At 40.8% G+C, this 15,870-nt stretch carries 24 protein-coding genes; 23 read left to right on the plus strand and 1 reads right to left on the minus strand.

All coding sequences use genetic code 11. From position 1 onward, the window contains the following. Positions 1-33: 33 nt before the first annotated feature. The 5 genes from HOP38_RS07245 (at position 34) to HOP38_RS07270 (ending at position 4,080) form a co-directional block, all read left to right on the plus strand. Positions 34-693, plus strand: a complete 660-nt coding sequence (locus HOP38_RS07245) for a CatB-related O-acetyltransferase (protein WP_198557750.1) — start codon at positions 34-36, stop codon at positions 691-693. Between the two features lie 148 nt (positions 694-841). Continuing rightward, positions 842-1,807: a restriction endonuclease gene (locus HOP38_RS07250; protein WP_198557751.1), complete on the plus strand. Its 966-nt coding sequence runs from the start codon at positions 842-844 to the stop codon at positions 1,805-1,807. Positions 1,808-1,917: 110 nt separating this feature from the next. Continuing rightward, positions 1,918-2,433: an AAA family ATPase gene (locus tag HOP38_RS07255; RefSeq protein ID WP_198557752.1), complete on the plus strand. Its 516-nt coding sequence runs from the start codon at positions 1,918-1,920 to the stop codon at positions 2,431-2,433. Positions 2,434-2,576: 143 nt separating this feature from the next. Further along, positions 2,577-2,960 carry a hypothetical protein gene (locus tag HOP38_RS07260; RefSeq protein ID WP_198557753.1) on the plus strand — a complete coding sequence of 128 codons (384 nt, stop codon included), beginning with the start codon at positions 2,577-2,579 and terminating at the stop codon, positions 2,958-2,960. Between the two features lie 658 nt (positions 2,961-3,618). Continuing rightward, on the plus strand, positions 3,619-4,080 hold the full coding sequence (locus HOP38_RS07270; protein ID WP_198557754.1) for a hypothetical protein: 462 nt from the start codon (positions 3,619-3,621) through the stop codon (positions 4,078-4,080). Between the two features lie 125 nt (positions 4,081-4,205). Here HOP38_RS07270 and HOP38_RS07280 read toward each other — a convergent pair whose 3' ends face one another. Beyond that, on the minus strand, positions 4,206-4,406 hold the full coding sequence (locus HOP38_RS07280; protein ID WP_198557756.1) for a hypothetical protein: 201 nt from the start codon (positions 4,404-4,406) through the stop codon (positions 4,206-4,208). Positions 4,407-4,682: 276 nt separating this feature from the next. Between HOP38_RS07280 and HOP38_RS07285 the strand changes: the two genes are divergently transcribed. The 18 genes from HOP38_RS07285 to HOP38_RS07365 all read left to right on the plus strand — a co-directional run bounded on the left by HOP38_RS07285 (position 4,683) and on the right by HOP38_RS07365 (position 15,870). Beyond that, positions 4,683-5,132, plus strand: a complete 450-nt coding sequence (locus tag HOP38_RS07285; RefSeq protein ID WP_198557757.1) for a GNAT family N-acetyltransferase — start codon at positions 4,683-4,685, stop codon at positions 5,130-5,132. A gap of 143 nt (positions 5,133-5,275) precedes the next feature. After that, positions 5,276-5,737, plus strand: coding sequence for a hypothetical protein (locus HOP38_RS07290; protein ID WP_031418943.1), 462 nt, complete (start codon positions 5,276-5,278; stop codon positions 5,735-5,737). Positions 5,738-5,899: 162 nt separating this feature from the next. Next, complete coding sequence (locus HOP38_RS07295; RefSeq protein ID WP_198557758.1) at positions 5,900-6,430, plus strand: hypothetical protein; 531 nt, start codon at positions 5,900-5,902, stop codon at positions 6,428-6,430. Positions 6,431-6,496: 66 nt separating this feature from the next. Beyond that, positions 6,497-6,964, plus strand: coding sequence for a macro domain-containing protein (locus HOP38_RS07300; RefSeq protein WP_242456516.1), 468 nt, complete (start codon positions 6,497-6,499; stop codon positions 6,962-6,964). A gap of 639 nt (positions 6,965-7,603) precedes the next feature. Further along, positions 7,604-8,017 (plus strand): VOC family protein, encoded by a 414-nt coding sequence (locus HOP38_RS07305; protein WP_198557760.1) that lies wholly within the window; start codon positions 7,604-7,606, stop codon positions 8,015-8,017. 216 nt (positions 8,018-8,233) lie between these two features. Next, entirely contained in the window at positions 8,234-8,668 is a 435-nt protein-coding gene (locus HOP38_RS07310) for an Sbal_3080 family lipoprotein (protein ID WP_038223160.1), read from the plus strand. 109 nt (positions 8,669-8,777) lie between these two features. Continuing rightward, complete coding sequence (locus tag HOP38_RS07315) at positions 8,778-9,167, plus strand: nuclear transport factor 2 family protein (protein ID WP_006075005.1); 390 nt, start codon at positions 8,778-8,780, stop codon at positions 9,165-9,167. Between the two features lie 138 nt (positions 9,168-9,305). Beyond that, positions 9,306-9,761, plus strand: a complete 456-nt coding sequence (locus HOP38_RS07320; RefSeq protein WP_198557761.1) for a GNAT family N-acetyltransferase — start codon at positions 9,306-9,308, stop codon at positions 9,759-9,761. A gap of 209 nt (positions 9,762-9,970) precedes the next feature. Beyond that, complete coding sequence (locus HOP38_RS26145; RefSeq protein ID WP_006075007.1) at positions 9,971-10,105, plus strand: hypothetical protein; 135 nt, start codon at positions 9,971-9,973, stop codon at positions 10,103-10,105. 77 nt (positions 10,106-10,182) lie between these two features. Further along, positions 10,183-11,127 (plus strand): RDD family protein, encoded by a 945-nt coding sequence (locus HOP38_RS07325; RefSeq protein WP_198557762.1) that lies wholly within the window; start codon positions 10,183-10,185, stop codon positions 11,125-11,127. A gap of 121 nt (positions 11,128-11,248) precedes the next feature. Continuing rightward, the gene (locus HOP38_RS07330) at positions 11,249-11,644 is read left to right on the plus strand and encodes a GFA family protein (protein WP_006075009.1); all 396 of its coding nucleotides are present in this window, start codon (positions 11,249-11,251) and stop codon (positions 11,642-11,644) included. A 574-nt stretch (positions 11,645-12,218) separates the two neighbouring features. Beyond that, on the plus strand, positions 12,219-12,572 hold the full coding sequence (locus HOP38_RS07335) for a DUF1428 domain-containing protein (RefSeq protein WP_198557763.1): 354 nt from the start codon (positions 12,219-12,221) through the stop codon (positions 12,570-12,572). A 263-nt stretch (positions 12,573-12,835) separates the two neighbouring features. Continuing rightward, positions 12,836-13,201 carry a hypothetical protein gene (locus tag HOP38_RS07340; protein ID WP_198557764.1) on the plus strand — a complete coding sequence of 122 codons (366 nt, stop codon included), beginning with the start codon at positions 12,836-12,838 and terminating at the stop codon, positions 13,199-13,201. A 71-nt stretch (positions 13,202-13,272) separates the two neighbouring features. Next, on the plus strand, positions 13,273-13,746 hold the full coding sequence (locus tag HOP38_RS07345; RefSeq protein ID WP_031495856.1) for a GNAT family N-acetyltransferase: 474 nt from the start codon (positions 13,273-13,275) through the stop codon (positions 13,744-13,746). Between the two features lie 39 nt (positions 13,747-13,785). Then, the gene (locus HOP38_RS07350; protein WP_198557765.1) at positions 13,786-14,262 is read left to right on the plus strand and encodes a GNAT family N-acetyltransferase; all 477 of its coding nucleotides are present in this window, start codon (positions 13,786-13,788) and stop codon (positions 14,260-14,262) included. Positions 14,263-14,326: 64 nt separating this feature from the next. Beyond that, the gene (locus HOP38_RS07355) at positions 14,327-14,572 is read left to right on the plus strand and encodes a Rho-binding antiterminator (protein WP_198557766.1); all 246 of its coding nucleotides are present in this window, start codon (positions 14,327-14,329) and stop codon (positions 14,570-14,572) included. A 69-nt stretch (positions 14,573-14,641) separates the two neighbouring features. Beyond that, positions 14,642-15,094 (plus strand): DUF3291 domain-containing protein, encoded by a 453-nt coding sequence (locus HOP38_RS07360; protein ID WP_031495862.1) that lies wholly within the window; start codon positions 14,642-14,644, stop codon positions 15,092-15,094. After that, positions 15,094-15,870, plus strand: coding sequence for a phosphotransferase family protein (locus HOP38_RS07365; protein WP_198557767.1), 777 nt, complete (start codon positions 15,094-15,096; stop codon positions 15,868-15,870). Before HOP38_RS07360 ends, HOP38_RS07365 begins: the two co-directional genes overlap by 1 nt.

A 15,870-nucleotide genomic window follows, 5' to 3' on the forward strand; every position in this document is an offset into this window, starting at 1 on the left:
ATAATAGAGGCAAATTAGAACGAGAATAACTCTATGAAATCAGACAATCTTTTTCCTATCAAAGACTTCAAAAATACAGTCTTTTTGAAACCTCTAATCGCCGAAAGCGAAGTGACTAATGTTCATGCCGGTGATTTTAGCTATTACAGTGACTTTGACGATCCAACAGAGTTCCTGACTAAAAATGTACTATATAACTTTGGTATTTCGGGTAACTCACTTCATATTGGTAAATTTTGTGCGTTTGCTAATGGGGTTCAATTCATCATGCCTGACGCAAACCATGCAACTTCAGGTATCACAACATATCCGTTTGCAGTTTTCGGAGAAAAGTGGGCTGAAGCTCTACCGTTGACAGAGTACCCATTTAAAGCATACAGAGACACAGTAATTGGCAATGATGTTTGGCTTGGTTATGACGTAACAATCATGCCCGGAGTAAACATCGGTCATGGGTCAATTATTGGTGCTAAATCAGTCGTTTCTACAGATATTCCACCGTATAGTATTGCGGTAGGTAACCCTACGAAAGTCGTTAAAACTCGGTTCAGTGAAGCTGACCAAGAAGTACTTTTGGAGCTAGCATGGTGGGACTGGGAAGTTGAGTTAATCGAGAAAGCAATGCCAATTCTAGTCAAAGGTGACATTCCTAAAGTACTTGAATTTGCGAAACAAAATGGCTTGGCAGTATAAATTCAGCTAACAAAGCATTTAAGAGTGATTCCTAACGCTTGGCACTTTTCATTCCATCGTTGAGTCTTGTGTTTACGGTGGTATGGTCGGGTTTCGTGGTTGCGTTACTCACACCTTAATGCGGCGTTAGAAGCTATTAGGAGATAAAATGTCCCTTTGGGAAAGAATCAAATTATTAAAGTCTTGGGCGATTTCGAATTTTTGGAATCTTTTCAGCTTCATTGGTGTTGTTGCAACACTGTATCTAGGCTTTTTTTATGTCCCAGATTATGTTGAGGAGCTCGGGTTAAACAAGCAAAAACTGGCGCACCAAGAATTAGTGGCTGATGTGCAAGAGTTGTTGTTTTATAAGCAGTCGATAACGCTAGCAGATATTGATGAAATCATTAAAGGTAAAGAGCTAGTTTATGCCATCAAGTACAAGTTTACTTCTCCTGAGTTGCTAAATCAGATTCAAGACGACTTTCTACAAAACAAGTTTATCCCTTTAGATAAACGAAAAGAGTTGATGGTGGCAATAAAAGAGCTTCGTTCACAGTATAAAGAGCCATCAGATCCTACAGCGGCTGAACGTGATTATTCATCTTGGATTTCGTTCTTGATATACGCATTAACTGGAGTTATTTCCGCTCTGGCGCTAGTTAGTATCGTTGTGAAACTTAGAGCAGATAAAGAGACTGAAGTCGACATATCGTCCAGTATTAATATAACAGGTGACGTTATACACTCTGCGAATACTTTTCATTCTGCTTACGAATTCGAAGCTATGGTGGGCCAAGTAATCGATGACCTTGATATAGATAAATCAGTACAAGTGTCTAAAAGTGATCAGCATTTCGACTTTTTAATTAATGTATCGGGTGCTGAGTGTATTGTTGAGGTAAAAGCGTACTCAAAGTTATTGGGGTTAGGCACTGCAAAAGAGTTCGTCAATATTGTCAATAATGCCAATAAAATCGGAATCCTAGTCGCTAAATCTGGCTTAACAAAGCGAGCAATAGACCTGATTAATAGTCACAATGAGTTAGCGGAAAGTAATAGAATTTATGTGGTTACAGGAAGCACTAGAAATGATATCAAGAAGTCTATGCAAACCGTGATAAATAGCTTCTAACAAAACATTTAAGAGTGTTTCGCAACGCTTGGCATTTTCGCTTCGCTCAAGTGTAGCCAAGTATCGCTCACACCTTAATGCGGCGTTAGCTGTTTTTATGAAATACATTTATGGGCAAACATGTGAATAAAAAATTGCGCATAGTAACTGGAGCCCCAGGCTCTGGCAAATCGACGGTAGTGAATGAGTTATTAGAATACGCTTACCAATCAAATTGTGTTTTTCTTGACATAGATTTGATTGCAGATTCAGCAAGTACACTGGCAAAGAGCAGTATTTATACAGATCCAGACACATGGGTTCCATATGGAAATCTGTGGTTTGATATTTTGAAGTCACTTACAGCAAATGGGAAGTCTGTCGTTTGGTTTTGCCCAAACACTCCTGAGGACATTCAGTCCCAAGATACATCTTTTTTCACAGACATCGAGTGGTTGCTATTGGATTGTGACGACCAAGTTCGAATAAATCGCCTCTGGGAAAGAGGTTGGCAACAAAGCAAGATAACAGAGTCACTCGTAGACGCAAGAGAGCTAAGGGAGTTAAGCCTTCATTCAGTCGATACAACTAATTTATCACCAGCCTCCGTGGCTAAAGAAATTGTCAGGTGGGTAGAAAGCAGCTAACAAATTGCTCAAGTCGACAGCTAACGCTTGGCATTTGTGTTTTGGTTGCGTTTAGTGGTTACGGTGGCTTTGCTTGAGTGTTGTGGTCGTTAGCTGCAACTTAGCAAGGCGTTAGCACTGTCAAGTGAAAAAAGGAGACACTTATGGAAGTTTTTAAAGCTTCGGTTCAGTACAACGATCTAAAGGGAACTGTGGCAGCAGACGAAGCCACACATAGTGATGCGACTTCTTGGTTAAGAGAGCATCAGCATATATCTACTGATGATTTTGTCGTTGGCATTTCAGTTTGGATTGGTGAAAACCATGGTGAACATAAAGATCCTGTCAGTGTGAAGTTTTTAGTAACCGATCTTAAGGGTTACACCAACATTCCAGAAATGCTGGAAGGTGAGTCAAACAACCTTGTAGTTAAGAAGCTGCGTTTTGACTTTAGCATTGCTGAGTTCCTCGCTTTATTTAAACGATTGGAGATTACTCTATCTAACAACGGTATATTGGAAGGTAAGCAATACAACGTTGAGGAATAGTGCTAACAATCTGTTTAAGAGTGATTCGCAACGCTTGGCATTTTTGCTATGCGTTGCGTTTAGTGTTTAAGGTGGTATGCGGAAGCTTAGGTATTGCGTTGCTCACACCTTAACAGGGCGTTAGAAAGGTTGCTGGAACATAAGGGAAATTGTGGTTGTTGGTTCGGGCTTCGCTGAAGCGATTGAGAATTCACTAACCATTAAGCCCATTTTAGCCATCGTTTCTTCTTTGGTGTTGTCGCCATTCAGTTTGAACGCAAGGGTAATATGCCATTGTCCCAGATGCGTCCAACTGGTTCTTTGGGTGGCAATTACCTTCACCGAGAGTTAGGTGGGTGGCTTGTTTTCGCAAACCTCAAGTACAACCTATGCTGAAGCCGCATTCTTTTTAAGTGAATCGCGCAGCAACCCGAGCGCTTTGGTTTTATCTGCGGTATAGGTTTGTCGGTACGGTGAGTGGGCCGTTCACGGTGAGTGAGTTTCTAACAAGTTACTCAAACGGACGCCATACGTGCGCCACTTTGGGTTTGAAGTTATGTGCGCTTGGCAGGTTAGTCGCAAGCGCCGCTTAGTAAAGCGTTATACCACTATGTGAGAAACTGAGTTTCTGCATACAAGAAAGTAGTTTACGATTCGGCTTTTTGAAGCGGTTCTATATATGTCATATGCAGTTAAAGCTGAAGCTCTTGCTAAAGCTATTCTAGTTCTTGTTGATGATGGAGTTGATGATTCTCATTGTTATCGCAATTTAGTTGATAATTTGTATGCGTATCGTGTCGGTGCAGTAAATGGGACAGGTAAGTGGGATACAAGAAAGATAAAAGAGCAATGCCAATGGACAATCTCAGCTCGGAATAGCGACAAAGTTGAGAAAGAGCATGTTGTGCCCATGGCTGAGGTTGTGCGCATCTTACTATCGTTAACTAACCCCCAAGTCTCTGATGTATATGATGTTATCGACAAGTACTGTGTCTACTGTATTGTCACACCGAAAGAGCACAGTATTTTGAATGTAAAATACCAAAGAAAAATGCCATCAGAGTTCTGGGACAGTAACAGTGACTACTATATGGATGCTTGGGCAAGATACAAGTTGTCTAGTTTAGAGGTCGTATTTTAGTCGTGGTATAACAAACTGTTTAAGAGTGATTCGCAACGCGTGGCATTTTTGCTTTGCGTTGGTTTTTGTGTTTAAGGTGATATGCGGCAGCATTGATATTGCGTTGCTCACACCTTAACAGGGCGTTAGAAAGATTGCTGGAACATAAGGGAAATTGTGGTTGTTGGTTCGGGGTTCGCTGAAGAGATTGAGAATTCACTAACCATCAAGCCCGTTTTAGCTGCCGTTTCTTCTTCGGTGTTGTCGCCATTCAGTTTGAACGCAAGGGTAATATGCCATTGTCTCAGGTGCGTCCAACTGGTTCTTTGGGTGGCAATTACCTTCACCGAGTACTAGGTGGGTGGCTTGTTTTAGTAAACCTCAAATACAACTCATGCTGAAGCTGCATTCTTTTGAGTGACTCGTGCAGCAACCCGAGCGCTTTGGTTTTATCTGCGGTATAGGTGTTGAGGTGTGGTGAGTTGGCCGTTTACGGAGAGTGAGTTTCTAACAAGTTACTCAAACGGACGCCATACGTGCGCCACTTTTGGTTTGAAGTTATGTGCGCGTGACAGGTTAGTCGCAAGCGCCGCTTAGTAAAGCGTTATGTGGCAGGAGGCTACGTGCAGTTCACGTATAGGGAAACAACACCAAGCGATGAGGATTTTGCAAATTTGGTTGCAGAGTTGAGTTCTGAACTTAAAGCTCTTACATCAGATTCTGGCGAGAGTTCATTTGATGCAGATTCTTTTAACTTGGGTTCTGATATTTGTTTAGTCATCTATCAAAGTGAAAAAGCTGTCGCATGTGGTTCATTTCGTAAGCACGACAGTGAGACATGTGAGTTGAAGCGAATGTATTCAAAGTACAAAGGAGCAGGGAGCTATCTAATCACTTTGCTTGAGAGTTGTGCTGTTATCAAAGGCTACAAGCGCTCAATACTTTCAACACGCAAGATAAATAATAATGCGGTGTGTTTCTACGAGCGACATGGTTACTCGAAAGTTCGCGCTTATGGAAAGTACGTCAACACCAACAAGTCTGTTTGTCTGGGTAAGTCGCTAGCCACATAACAAATTGTTCAAGCAGACAGCTAACGTATGGCGATTTTGGTTTGGTTGAGTTTAGTGATTACGGTGGCTTTGTTTGAGTGTAGTGGCTGTTAGCTGCTACTTAACAAGGCGTTAGCTGGCCTTTTTAAAATTAGGAGATAATCTTGGAAAATAGCTTGTTTGCTGTTTACGCAGAAGTTGATGGAATTGAAAAACCATTGATTCTTTCAGAATTAACGTTTGGTAGATTGATTGATGACATAGTCGTGCCATATCAGTTGGGACAACCATTCTTTATTGATGGGGTCGTGGTTAAGGCTGAGAAGCTAAAGAGAATCAAAATATTACTCCTCAATAAAAAGCACTACGAACATTACATTAATAAGTTTAATCGTTCTCTGGATACTGGTACTGCAGAGTTTCGAACAATGTATGGTGAGCAATATAATGTAAGGTTAGAGCATATCTTACGTTTTAACTCTGAGGATGTGACCTCTCAAATATTGAAAGCATATGATCAAGCTATCAAACCAAAAATTCAAGATTATTTGCCAAATCGCTCAGAGCTTATATCGTCAGCTACACAGATATTTACAGAGAGTATCAAGTTACTCGGCAGCAGCTAACAAACTGCTCAACAGGGATTCGCAACGCGTGGTATTTTCACAATGCGTTGGTTTAAGTGATTAAGCTGGTATGCGGCAACATCGGTATTGCGTTGCTCACCCTTTAGCAGGGCGTTATATGCCCGAGTACCCCACGTTAGAAATTAAGTAAGTGAGATAATTATGGATTTAACAAGTTGGGATGAGATAGCTCCTGTACTCTCAGTGCTCTCTCCAATAATAGTGATTTTATTGTCAGGCCTTTGGTTTAACAGCTCATTAGAGAAATTGAAAAGTCGCTTACAAGCTAATCAGGCTATAGTACAAAAGCGAGCAGAGATTTATGCTGAGATACAAGAACCATTAAATGATATTTATTGCTACATCAAACGTGTGGGTAAGTGGAAAATACTAACACCAGAAGATGTTATCGATAGCAAAAGAAAAGTTGATCAAAAGATGCACTCAACAAGGCCTTTCTGGTCAAACGAAATGCAGCTTGCTTATAAAGAGTTTATGGATACATGTTTTGTTACTAATCGAGGACACAAGGCAAATGCAGGAATCGTTGCAGAAGCTATAAAGTTTCAAGAGTTGGACTCTTGGAGAGATGAGTTTAATGAGTATTTTGACGGTAACTTTGTAGAGTCGAAACTTGATCAAGCAAATGATAAATTAATGAAAGCGTTGTCAAAAGACTTTGGTGTGGATTAGTAGATAGGAATGGATGAATTTAAAGTAGTTTTAGGTGATATAACATCGGCTAAAACAGATATAATTGTGAATGCTGCTAAGTCTTCTCTCGCCGGAGGTAGCGGTGTCGACGGGGCTATTCACAAAGCGGCAGGACCAAGTGTACTCAAAGAGTGTTTAGAGATAGAGCAATTTGACGGTGTTCGTTGTCCTGTAGGTGAAGCGAAAGTAACTCGATCTGGTCACCTTGATTGCAAGTTTATAATCCACACTGTTGGTCCCATCTATCGAGATTACAGTAACCCAGAGGAACTCTTACGTAGTGCATATACTAATTGTATTAAGATAGCACTAGAGCTTAAGTGTAAGTCGATCGCTTTTCCTGCCATTTCATGTGGTAAATATGGCTATCCATATGAAGAAGCTACAGAAATAGCGATTAATACGCTAGAACCATATCTAAAAACAGGCCTTCAAATCTACTTTTATCTAGTAGAGCAAGACCTATATAAAATGTACTTGGACAAATTGAATTCGTTGAGAAAAGGCATATAACAAAGCATTTAAGAGTGATTCGCAACGCTTGGCGCTTTCGCTTCGCTCAAGTATAGCCAAGCGCTGCTCACACCTTAATGCGGCGTTATAAGTCTCAGAAGTTCCTCGCAAACTTTGTAAGCAGGTTTGAAGTTGCATTAATCCAATGGTTGCATATTGGCTTTGGTTAGTTTTACGAGGCTGTTATGAAAGCAAGACGATGTCCTAATTGCAAAAGAAACGTTTCTCTTAGCTGGTTTATTTGGGGTTCTCACTGGACGAAGTATAGATGTATAGACTGTAGTGCATTGATTAAATGGAGTCGGAGGCGAGTTTACGTTGGGGCTGTTATTGGTGGCTTTTCTGGACCATTGGTAATTTCTACTCAATCACTCTTACCATCCATGTTTCTTCGGGTATTAATAACTATGTCTTTAGCCTTTATTATTGTCATTTCAGTGAGTAAGCAAATAGAGTATGTCGATGAAACCGAGTTATAACAAGATACTAAGTTGGATGCATATCGTTCGACAGTTTTGGTATGAAGTTATCTGCGCTTGGTGGAGTTAGCTATAAGCACCACTTAGTAAGGCGTTATGTGCTTTTCCGAAAGCTAAATAATAACGGAAAATCAAAACATTAAAGTAGTTGGGAGTATGTATGTCTAAACCAGTTCAACAGCAAATCGGAAATGTGGCTTTAGTCGTTGAAAACTATGACGATGCTATCGAGTTTTATACTCAAAAGCTTCAATTCACATTGGTCGAAGACACTGATTTAGGTGGTGATAAACGTTGGGTTCAAGTATCTCCCCCAAACTCGAATGGTACAAATTTGCTTTTGGCTCAAGCAAGCACCGAAGAACAATCTCAAGCTATTGGCAATCAATCTGGTGGCCGTGTTTTCTTGTTTCTTCAAACTAATGATTTCTGGCGAGACTACGACCTAATGAAAGAAAATGGGGTCGTTTTTAACGAAGAGCCAAGAACTGAAGAGTACGGTACAGTAGTTGTGTTCCAAGATCTTTATGGTAACAAATGGGACTTACTGCAATTAAATAGTGCGACAAAATAGCACACACATAACAAACCGTTTAAGCAGGATTGCCAACGTTTGTCAGTTTTAATAGCTGTAGTGATTACGGTGGCAAGGTTTGGTTAAGAGGTTGAAAGTTATCAACCTCTTAACTGGGCGTTACGTGTCAGATCAAAAACTTAACATATTTCAATGACGAATATGTTTCCGCTTGTATAATCAGCTACAACTAAAATAATGCAAATGGTTGTCTATATGAAAGCGTCAAGTTTGTTAGCTGTAAGCTCAATTCTTATTGTTTCCGGCTGTACATCAATTACAGTTGAGCCTGTATCCAATGACTATAGTTTGGAGCATGTCTGTATTCAGAATAACCCGAAAGTCATAGTTGATGATTTTGTTGGAGTAGTCGAAGATCGCTTCCAATATCACGGCATTACGACAGAGTTCGTTGATTTTGTACCTGAATCTTGCAACTACAAGCTTACCTACACAGCTTTAAGGTCATGGGACTTCGTTCCTTACCTATCTCATGCAGAGCTTCGTTTATACAAAAATCACAAGAAGATCGCTTATGGTGAGTATCACCTCGACGGTAAAGGTGGTCTAGATATGTCTAAGTTTGATAGTGTGAAAGAAAAAATGACACCTGTTATCGACCAAATGTTGGGCAAAGCCGAAACCAATTAAAACAGGCTCATAACAAAGCATTTAGTGATTAGCAACGCTTGGCTCAAGTATGGCAAGCGTTGCTCAACCTTATTGCGGCGTTTGTTGCCTTATCGATTTCGGAGAATTAATGGAAGTACTAATCGAACAAGAAATTGCGTTGCACCAATTCGAAGTCCGACAAGACAAAGTAGAAATTGAGCGACTTATCCATCCAGGCTTTAGAGAAGTTGGTAGATCAGGTAATAGCTACGACTTCAAATCAATTGTTCGAATGATGGAAACGGAGAAACCATCAAATGTGCAGGTACACTCTCAGAATTATGAATGTGTCGCATTAGAGCCAACAGTTCAATTACTGACGTATGAATCTGCTTTAATCGATGACGGTGGTCAAGTTAGCAACTTCACCAAGCGCAGTTCCATTTGGGTTCTAGTCGGAGAGTTGTGGCAGCTTAAATATCATCAAGGTACGCCATGTGACGTATTTGAAATAAAGGTATCGCGAAAGGGCACCTGAAAAACTACTCAAGTAGACGCGTAAAGGGCGCCGATTTTGGTTGAGTTTAAAGAAGACGTTGACTTTGCTTGAGTGTGGAGGCGGTAAACTGTTACTTTTAACAGGATGTTAGTAGTCAAAAGTAAAAAGGAACCCTCAATGGGATTAAAATATCGTTCAGCTACTCTTGAAGACTTAGAAAGTCTTGTTGCTTTGCTTTCAAACGACCTCCTTGGTAGTCAAAGAGAAGATTCCTCTATTCCGTTGAACAGCGCTTATCTTGAAGCGTTCGCAGCTATTGTACGAGATCCAAACAACCAATTGCTTGTTGTTGAACAGGAAAACTCTCTAGTTGGAATGCTTCAAATTACCTTTATTCCATACCTGACGCATATTGGTAGTTGGCGTTGTCTTATCGAAGGAGTCCGAATCCATAGCGACTATCGTGGACAAGGCTTCGGTGAGCAAATGTTCGCACATGCTATCGAACTGGCAAAAAACAAAGGTTGTACAATCGTTCAGCTAACAAGTGACAAGCAGCGCCCTGACGCAATCAGGTTCTATGAAAAACTTGGATTCAAAGCGACACATGAAGGGTTTAAGCTCGCGTTGTAGGTAGTCTGCGAATAATGAACTCAGGCAGGTTCGTAACGCTCTTCAGTTTGGGTTCAAGTTCCGCCTATTGGCAGCCACTCAGTCGAACGTGATGCTTCAGTATTATGTAAAGTTAGGGAAAACCAGAACTAACACTAATAGCTTGTTTAGGTTCACAGTGTTGTTAACTATTTTATGAAATTACACATGATGTTTATGGAGAATTTTCTATGGGAACGATAATTGGTTTGGTTATTTTAGCTGCTGTAGATTGGTACCTGGTTCGCAAAACTGGATTTCACATTCATCAGTGGGTTGCCAGAAAGTACGAAGAGTATTTTCAGGGTAAGGAAAACAATAAATAATACTTGCTCAGCTTGGGAATTAAACACACATAACAATGTATTGGATTGTTTTCAAACGTTGTATTAGGGATTGAATTTTGGAAGAAGTGCAAGAGAAATGGATTTGCGGCTTTTGGAGAAGAATCGGGGCCTTGGTTATCGACTCTCTAATACTAGGTGTTTTTGGGTCTGTTATAGGTTTGTTTCTTGAAGACACCTTCGCCCAACTTGGCGGGTGGGGTAGGTTAATTGGTTTTGCCGTTTCAATTACATATTTTGGAGTTATGAATAGCTCTGTATCAAATGGTCAAACAATTGGTAAAAAAGCACTAAACATCAGAGTTGTAGACTCATCCAATTCAACAATTAGTCTGCCTAAATCCTTTGCAAGGTATAGCTTCCTAGCGATTCCATTTTCACTGAATGGAGCACAGATTCCAAACGAATTATCTCTTTCATATTTAATGTACCCCTTATCTTTGATTACTCTTGGTGGCTTACTTTCGATTTCTTACTTATACGTTTTTAATCGTGTAACTCGACAATCATTACATGACCTTGTGGTAGGTACTTACGTCGTAAATGCAAAGGCCAATCGTCAAGAACTCCCTTCACTTTGGAAACCTCACTTAGGGGTAGTGGCTGTTTTATTCATCGTTGCAGCGCTTGTGCCAGCATATACTTCTAGTTTATTTGAATCAGAACCTTTTAAAGGTCTGCTAGTAACTCAGGAAGCAATAAACAGCAATGAATCGGTTAGATATGCAGAGGTAACAACAGGCTCAAGTACGGTTACCTCATCTGATTCAGGTACTAGAACAACTACGTATGTGAATGCTCAAGCGTTTCTTTATAAGGATAATGTTGATGATTCCAAAACTGCAAAGCAATTAGCGCAGGTAATAATTAAGACTTATCCAGAATCACTAAGCAAAGACATAATTCAATTAGCCCTTGTCTACGGCTATGACATTGGTATTGCTTCAAAATGGAATAGCCACAATTACCAATTTACCCCACAAGAATTAACAGGTCTGGAGTAATGAGAATTTAACATGGATTTAAAGTAAGGCGCGTGACAGCTTGTTAGGTTCCACTTCACCTCGTTTTTAGCGTGCTATTACTTGTCGCCTAAAACCGCTTTATCAAACTGGAGATAAACGAATGACCAAGTTAGTCGGTGACACCCTGATTAAAACTTACCATCTAGCTACATGTCATTGTGGTTCTGTTGAGCTTGAGTTGCACCTACCAAATGGAATAGATAAGCCTCGACGTTGCGATTGTTCAATGTGCCGTCGTCGTGGAGCGATCGTTGCATCAGTGAAACTAGACGGTATTCGTATCTTGAAAGGGCAGGAACACTTAAAGCTATATCAGTTCAATACGCATACGGCAAAACACTATTTTTGCTCGAACTGTGGCATTTACACTCATCACCAAAGACGTTCCGACCCGACTGAATACGGATACAACGTCGGATGTTTGCAAGGAGTTAACCCGTTTGATCTGGGTGATGTGGTGACAAATGACGGGGTCAACCACCCAGCGGACAGATAGTGAGCTGATATTGCGTTGCATATTTTGAATACTGTTGTTTGCTAGCCTTTAAAGAGAATACAGCTAAATCTACTCATTAATCTGAACCTGGCCGAAGAATTTAACTAGACGATTGGTTGAGTGTATTTACATTGGTTAGGTTGAATCTCTATTCAACTGCATGAGAATATTCGATGTTTAAATGCCCCAATTGTGATGAGTCATTAACATGTGCTAGCAAACTTAAAGCTTATCCTAAGATTCCTATATATTGTGATAACTGTCGATCTCTTCTAGGTGTATATCATCGTTTCTATTACCTAATGTACTTTGTCACTCTTTATTTGATTAGTATGTGCACGCGAATCGAGTATTTGATGTGGTGGGAAGCTACAGGAGTAGTGGTGCTCTTATTCTTTGTAACACAGTTATTACAGCCTCTTAGGAAGCTATAGTTCCCTCAAACGACTCAAGCAGTCTATAAGTCCGAACACTTGCAGTGTCAGCATCTGCTAAAGCTCATTATAACGGCAGGCAGCTATGTACAACGCAGTCCTTGTACTACGATTATTACTCCATACAAAGGAGTTCGCTTATGTCATATGTCGATGGATTTGTAGCTGCCGTACCAACAGTGAATAAAGAAAAGTACATTGCGCACGCAGAAATTGCAGCAGAGATGTTCAAAGATTTCGGCGCAATAAAGGTTGTAGAAGCTTGGGGAAGTGAGGTGCCTGATGGAGAAATTACTTCATTCCCTATGGCGGTTCAAGCAGAGGGCAACGAAACAGTTGTATTCTCATGGGTCGTTTGGCCTTCTAAGGGTGTACGAGATTCTGCTTGGGAAAAAATAATAGAAGACCCGAGGATGAGCCCAGAAAACAATCCAATGCCATTCGATGGCAAGCGCATTATTTATGGGGGGTTTGATGTCGTTTTAGACAAATAGAGTTTTTCTATGCACAGTAAAGCTGTCAAGTAATAGCGGTAATGTGTAGTGCTTGGTGGTTTTCCTTCAAGTTTGCTGATTTGTTGTGGCGAGAGAAGAAATACCAACGTCATACTGTTGAGGTGAATCTCTGCTCGTCACAAATCACAATGAAACCAACTCTGTTTTTGAAGTATCTCGTGAAATAGCCTTCTTGTTCTGAATGTGCTCCCGCAGAGTAATAGTCTTGATAGATTCTGAATAAGCTCAAAGGGAATAAAAATATGCTAGAACGTATCGAGAAAGTGCTTGAGTTAAATGATATTTCTTATGAAAGTGGCAAAACTAGAATGTACATCAAGTTGGGCGGCTTAAGTTCACAAGTCAAAATCTGCTACGACTATGCGACTAATACTTATAAAGTGAGCTGCGGGGAACTTCGTCATTATTTAATCAGTCTGATTTTCTTTTGTCAGGCCGTTAATATGTTTTATCAGCCGAACTTGGAGGTTTGGGCTGGGTACGCCGCTGGTCTTATGCTCGGACTAGCCTTTGGAAATCTGCTATCAGTAATATCGGCTAATATTCAGTTGCTAGACTTACGTGCTCAATTAAGGGAAGAGGGCGTATTCCTGAAGCTTAGTTCATAGTACTGCTTGGGACCGTGTGGTTTATACCGCCTTGTCGCGTTTGTCGACTTCTTCTTATGGAATGGAGAATAATGGAAATATCAAATACTTTAAGGCCTGGTGATATTGGGCAGATTATAAAACAGCACGGGCTATTGTACTCGAGTGAATATGGATATGACGTGACATTTGAAGCTTATGTTGCCGAACCACTGGCGCAATTTGCTAAGCGAAACAATGATCGAGAGAGGATTTGGCTTGTCAGGCTTAATAACAAGCTTGTCGGGACAATTTGTATTTGCGAGCTTTCTGAGGTCGAAGCACAGCTCAGGTGGTTTTCTATTGACCCAGTTGCAAGAGGGAAAGGAGTGGGCAAAGCGCTTATGGAACAAGCGCTGGACTTCTGTCTTGACAGAGGCTACTCCAAGGTAGTGTTATGGACGGTAGCCGGACTTGCTGTCTCAAAATCGCTATATATCAAATATGGATTCAGTAAGGTTGAGGAAATAGAACGTGAGTTATGGGGCGCAATGCAACGAGAGCAATGCTATGAAAAAGTGCTTTAGTCTATGTACTTAATGCGAGAGCCAATTAGTGAGAGAACCATGAAACTCAGAGTATTCGACAAAGCAGATTACGATACGCTCATCCAATGGATTGACTCAGAAAAACTGAATTATCAATGGGGAGGGCCAAATTTCGCCTTTCCATTAGACCACCATCAACTCACCAGCCACTGCGCTAAACCCGAAGTCCTTCCTTTTATTCTTGTATCCGGTAGCCTGCGTGTTGGCTACGTTGAATTGTTCAAAGTCACTGAGTCAAATTTCCGTATTTGTCGTGTATTTGTGTCGAGCAACTTTCGGGGCCAGGGGATCTCTAAAATCATGCTAACGCAGTTAATCGAATTATCTCGAACGCGATACTTTGCGACGCAGTTGTCACTCGCAGTTTTTGCGCACAATCGAACAGCGAGGCGTTGTTATGAAGCGTTAGGCTTTAACGTCACGTCTCGTGAAACAGGGACAAGATCCTATGATGGGGTGGTTTGGGACCTGCTTCGAATGGAGAAGCAGCTATAAAAAGCGCCTTCTAGCAATATATAACTAGGGTAATTTGGTGGGTTAGCAGTTCTGAGGTTAACGAATGATAAGTTGCAGTGACTACGATTATATTGAAATAGCGTGTATGTATCGTTATCCGGTTAAATTAACGATGAAAGTGGGTCAGCCACTAGAAGGTATTGCATTGGATACAGCGCGAGACGAGAGCAACAATGAATGTCTGAAGCTAAGTGCTAAGGAAACAGATGTTCTTGTTATATTAGATGAAATCAATAAGTTAGAGGTATTGGTAGATAACCCACATTTTTCTGAAGTCGTCTTTAAATGATGTTTGAACATCAATGGGAAAAAGAATGATGTTAGCTATCAACCGTATGCATTCCAAGGAAAGGAATTTATGAAACTGGCACAACTAAATATCGCATTAGCAAAATATCCGCTCGATGCTCCTGAGATTAAGGAGTTCGTTGATAACTTAGACTTGGTCAATGGCATTGCAGAAGAAAGTGAAGGCTTTATTTGGCGCTTAAAAGATGACAGCGGTGATGCGACCAGTATACAACTCTTCGATGACCCCAACATGATAGTAAATATGTCTGTTTGGGAGTCGGTAGATTCGCTTAAAAACTTTATGTTTAGAACACACCATAGAGATTTTATGCGCCGCAAAGGTGAATGGTTTCACCGACTTGCTGAGGATACCTACGTGTTATGGTGGATTGAAGACCACCACATTCCATCAACAGAAGAAGCTTTGGAACGATTAGCGTATCTAAGAGCGAATGGTGATAGTCCCTACGCGTTTACGTTCAAGACTAATTATACGCCGCTCGATATTAAGACTAAGTAATGAAGTCGCAAGATTTATCGAAGATGGGAAACGCCCAAGTTATCCTTTGTGAAGACGAGGGAAGGACCTACATCAATAAACGGAATGCGTCCTCCGTGGAAGTTGGCTTCTATCAATATGCTGCACCGAAACTTAAAAATGTGCAGACGCCACAACTAATTAACGTAGATGGCGACGATTTATTCATTGAGCTAGTACCAAATAAAGTAACTTTAGAGGAACTACAGCAATCTAGTGGTACTTTTGAGCAGTTGTCGCACATTCATCAATCCTTATATATTCCTGCATTTGAGGTAAAACAGCATGCTTGGTCGTTACAGGACACAGAGTTTGCTTTTCGAGCTTTGTCACTTCCTAGTGAAACACAAGATGCACTCTTAACTATCCAGACTTTGTCTTCAGAACTATTTGAGCATCGTGGATTAGTATCTGGCGACACTAATGATGGCAATTGGGGGAGAAGGGATAATGGTGAGCTTGTTCTCTTCGATTGGGAGCGATTTGGTTTCGGTAGCCCTGCTATCGATCTTGCGCCACTAGTTAAAGGGTTGGGTACGCGCTCAGACTATCGTGCAGTCATAGATAAATATTTAATCTACAATCCTTCTATTTCCGCAGAAATGCTGGAAAAGCATTTAGTAATAGCGAAAGCTTGGATAGTGATTGAGGTGACTAATCTTTTGATTTGTCGTCGAAACCACGAGGCTCAGAAATACATCAACTGGTTTAATGGTAACGTTCCTGCTTGGTGCCAAAAGGTGGTGACATCGTTGTAA

Source organism: Vibrio mediterranei, from assembly GCF_013364395.1.
Lineage (GTDB): Bacteria > Pseudomonadota > Gammaproteobacteria > Enterobacterales > Vibrionaceae > Vibrio > Vibrio mediterranei.

Excerpts from the sequence above, each read along its gene's own strand:
- HOP38_RS07245 (WP_198557750.1), top strand. The coding sequence starts at position 34 with ATGAAATCAGACAATCTTTTTCCTATCAAAGACTTCAAAAATACAGTC.
- HOP38_RS07250 (WP_198557751.1), top strand. The coding sequence starts at position 842 with ATGTCCCTTTGGGAAAGAATCAAATTATTAAAGTCTTGGGCGATTTCG.
- HOP38_RS07255 (WP_198557752.1), top strand. The coding sequence starts at position 1,918 with ATGGGCAAACATGTGAATAAAAAATTGCGCATAGTAACTGGAGCCCCA.
- HOP38_RS07260 (WP_198557753.1), top strand. The coding sequence starts at position 2,577 with ATGGAAGTTTTTAAAGCTTCGGTTCAGTACAACGATCTAAAGGGAACT.
- HOP38_RS07270 (WP_198557754.1), top strand. The coding sequence starts at position 3,619 with ATGTCATATGCAGTTAAAGCTGAAGCTCTTGCTAAAGCTATTCTAGTT.
- HOP38_RS07295 (WP_198557758.1), top strand. The coding sequence starts at position 5,900 with ATGGATTTAACAAGTTGGGATGAGATAGCTCCTGTACTCTCAGTGCTC.
- HOP38_RS07305 (WP_198557760.1), top strand. The coding sequence starts at position 7,604 with ATGTCTAAACCAGTTCAACAGCAAATCGGAAATGTGGCTTTAGTCGTT.
- HOP38_RS07310 (WP_038223160.1), top strand. The coding sequence starts at position 8,234 with ATGAAAGCGTCAAGTTTGTTAGCTGTAAGCTCAATTCTTATTGTTTCC.
- HOP38_RS07315 (WP_006075005.1), top strand. The coding sequence starts at position 8,778 with ATGGAAGTACTAATCGAACAAGAAATTGCGTTGCACCAATTCGAAGTC.
- HOP38_RS07320 (WP_198557761.1), top strand. The coding sequence starts at position 9,306 with ATGGGATTAAAATATCGTTCAGCTACTCTTGAAGACTTAGAAAGTCTT.
- HOP38_RS26145 (WP_006075007.1), top strand. The coding sequence starts at position 9,971 with ATGGGAACGATAATTGGTTTGGTTATTTTAGCTGCTGTAGATTGGTAC.
- HOP38_RS07330 (WP_006075009.1), top strand. The coding sequence starts at position 11,249 with ATGACCAAGTTAGTCGGTGACACCCTGATTAAAACTTACCATCTAGCT.
- HOP38_RS07335 (WP_198557763.1), top strand. The coding sequence starts at position 12,219 with ATGTCATATGTCGATGGATTTGTAGCTGCCGTACCAACAGTGAATAAA.
- HOP38_RS07340 (WP_198557764.1), top strand. The coding sequence starts at position 12,836 with ATGCTAGAACGTATCGAGAAAGTGCTTGAGTTAAATGATATTTCTTAT.
- HOP38_RS07345 (WP_031495856.1), top strand. The coding sequence starts at position 13,273 with ATGGAAATATCAAATACTTTAAGGCCTGGTGATATTGGGCAGATTATA.
- HOP38_RS07350 (WP_198557765.1), top strand. The coding sequence starts at position 13,786 with ATGAAACTCAGAGTATTCGACAAAGCAGATTACGATACGCTCATCCAA.
- HOP38_RS07355 (WP_198557766.1), top strand. The coding sequence starts at position 14,327 with ATGATAAGTTGCAGTGACTACGATTATATTGAAATAGCGTGTATGTAT.
- HOP38_RS07360 (WP_031495862.1), top strand. The coding sequence starts at position 14,642 with ATGAAACTGGCACAACTAAATATCGCATTAGCAAAATATCCGCTCGAT.
- HOP38_RS07365 (WP_198557767.1), top strand. The coding sequence starts at position 15,094 with ATGAAGTCGCAAGATTTATCGAAGATGGGAAACGCCCAAGTTATCCTT.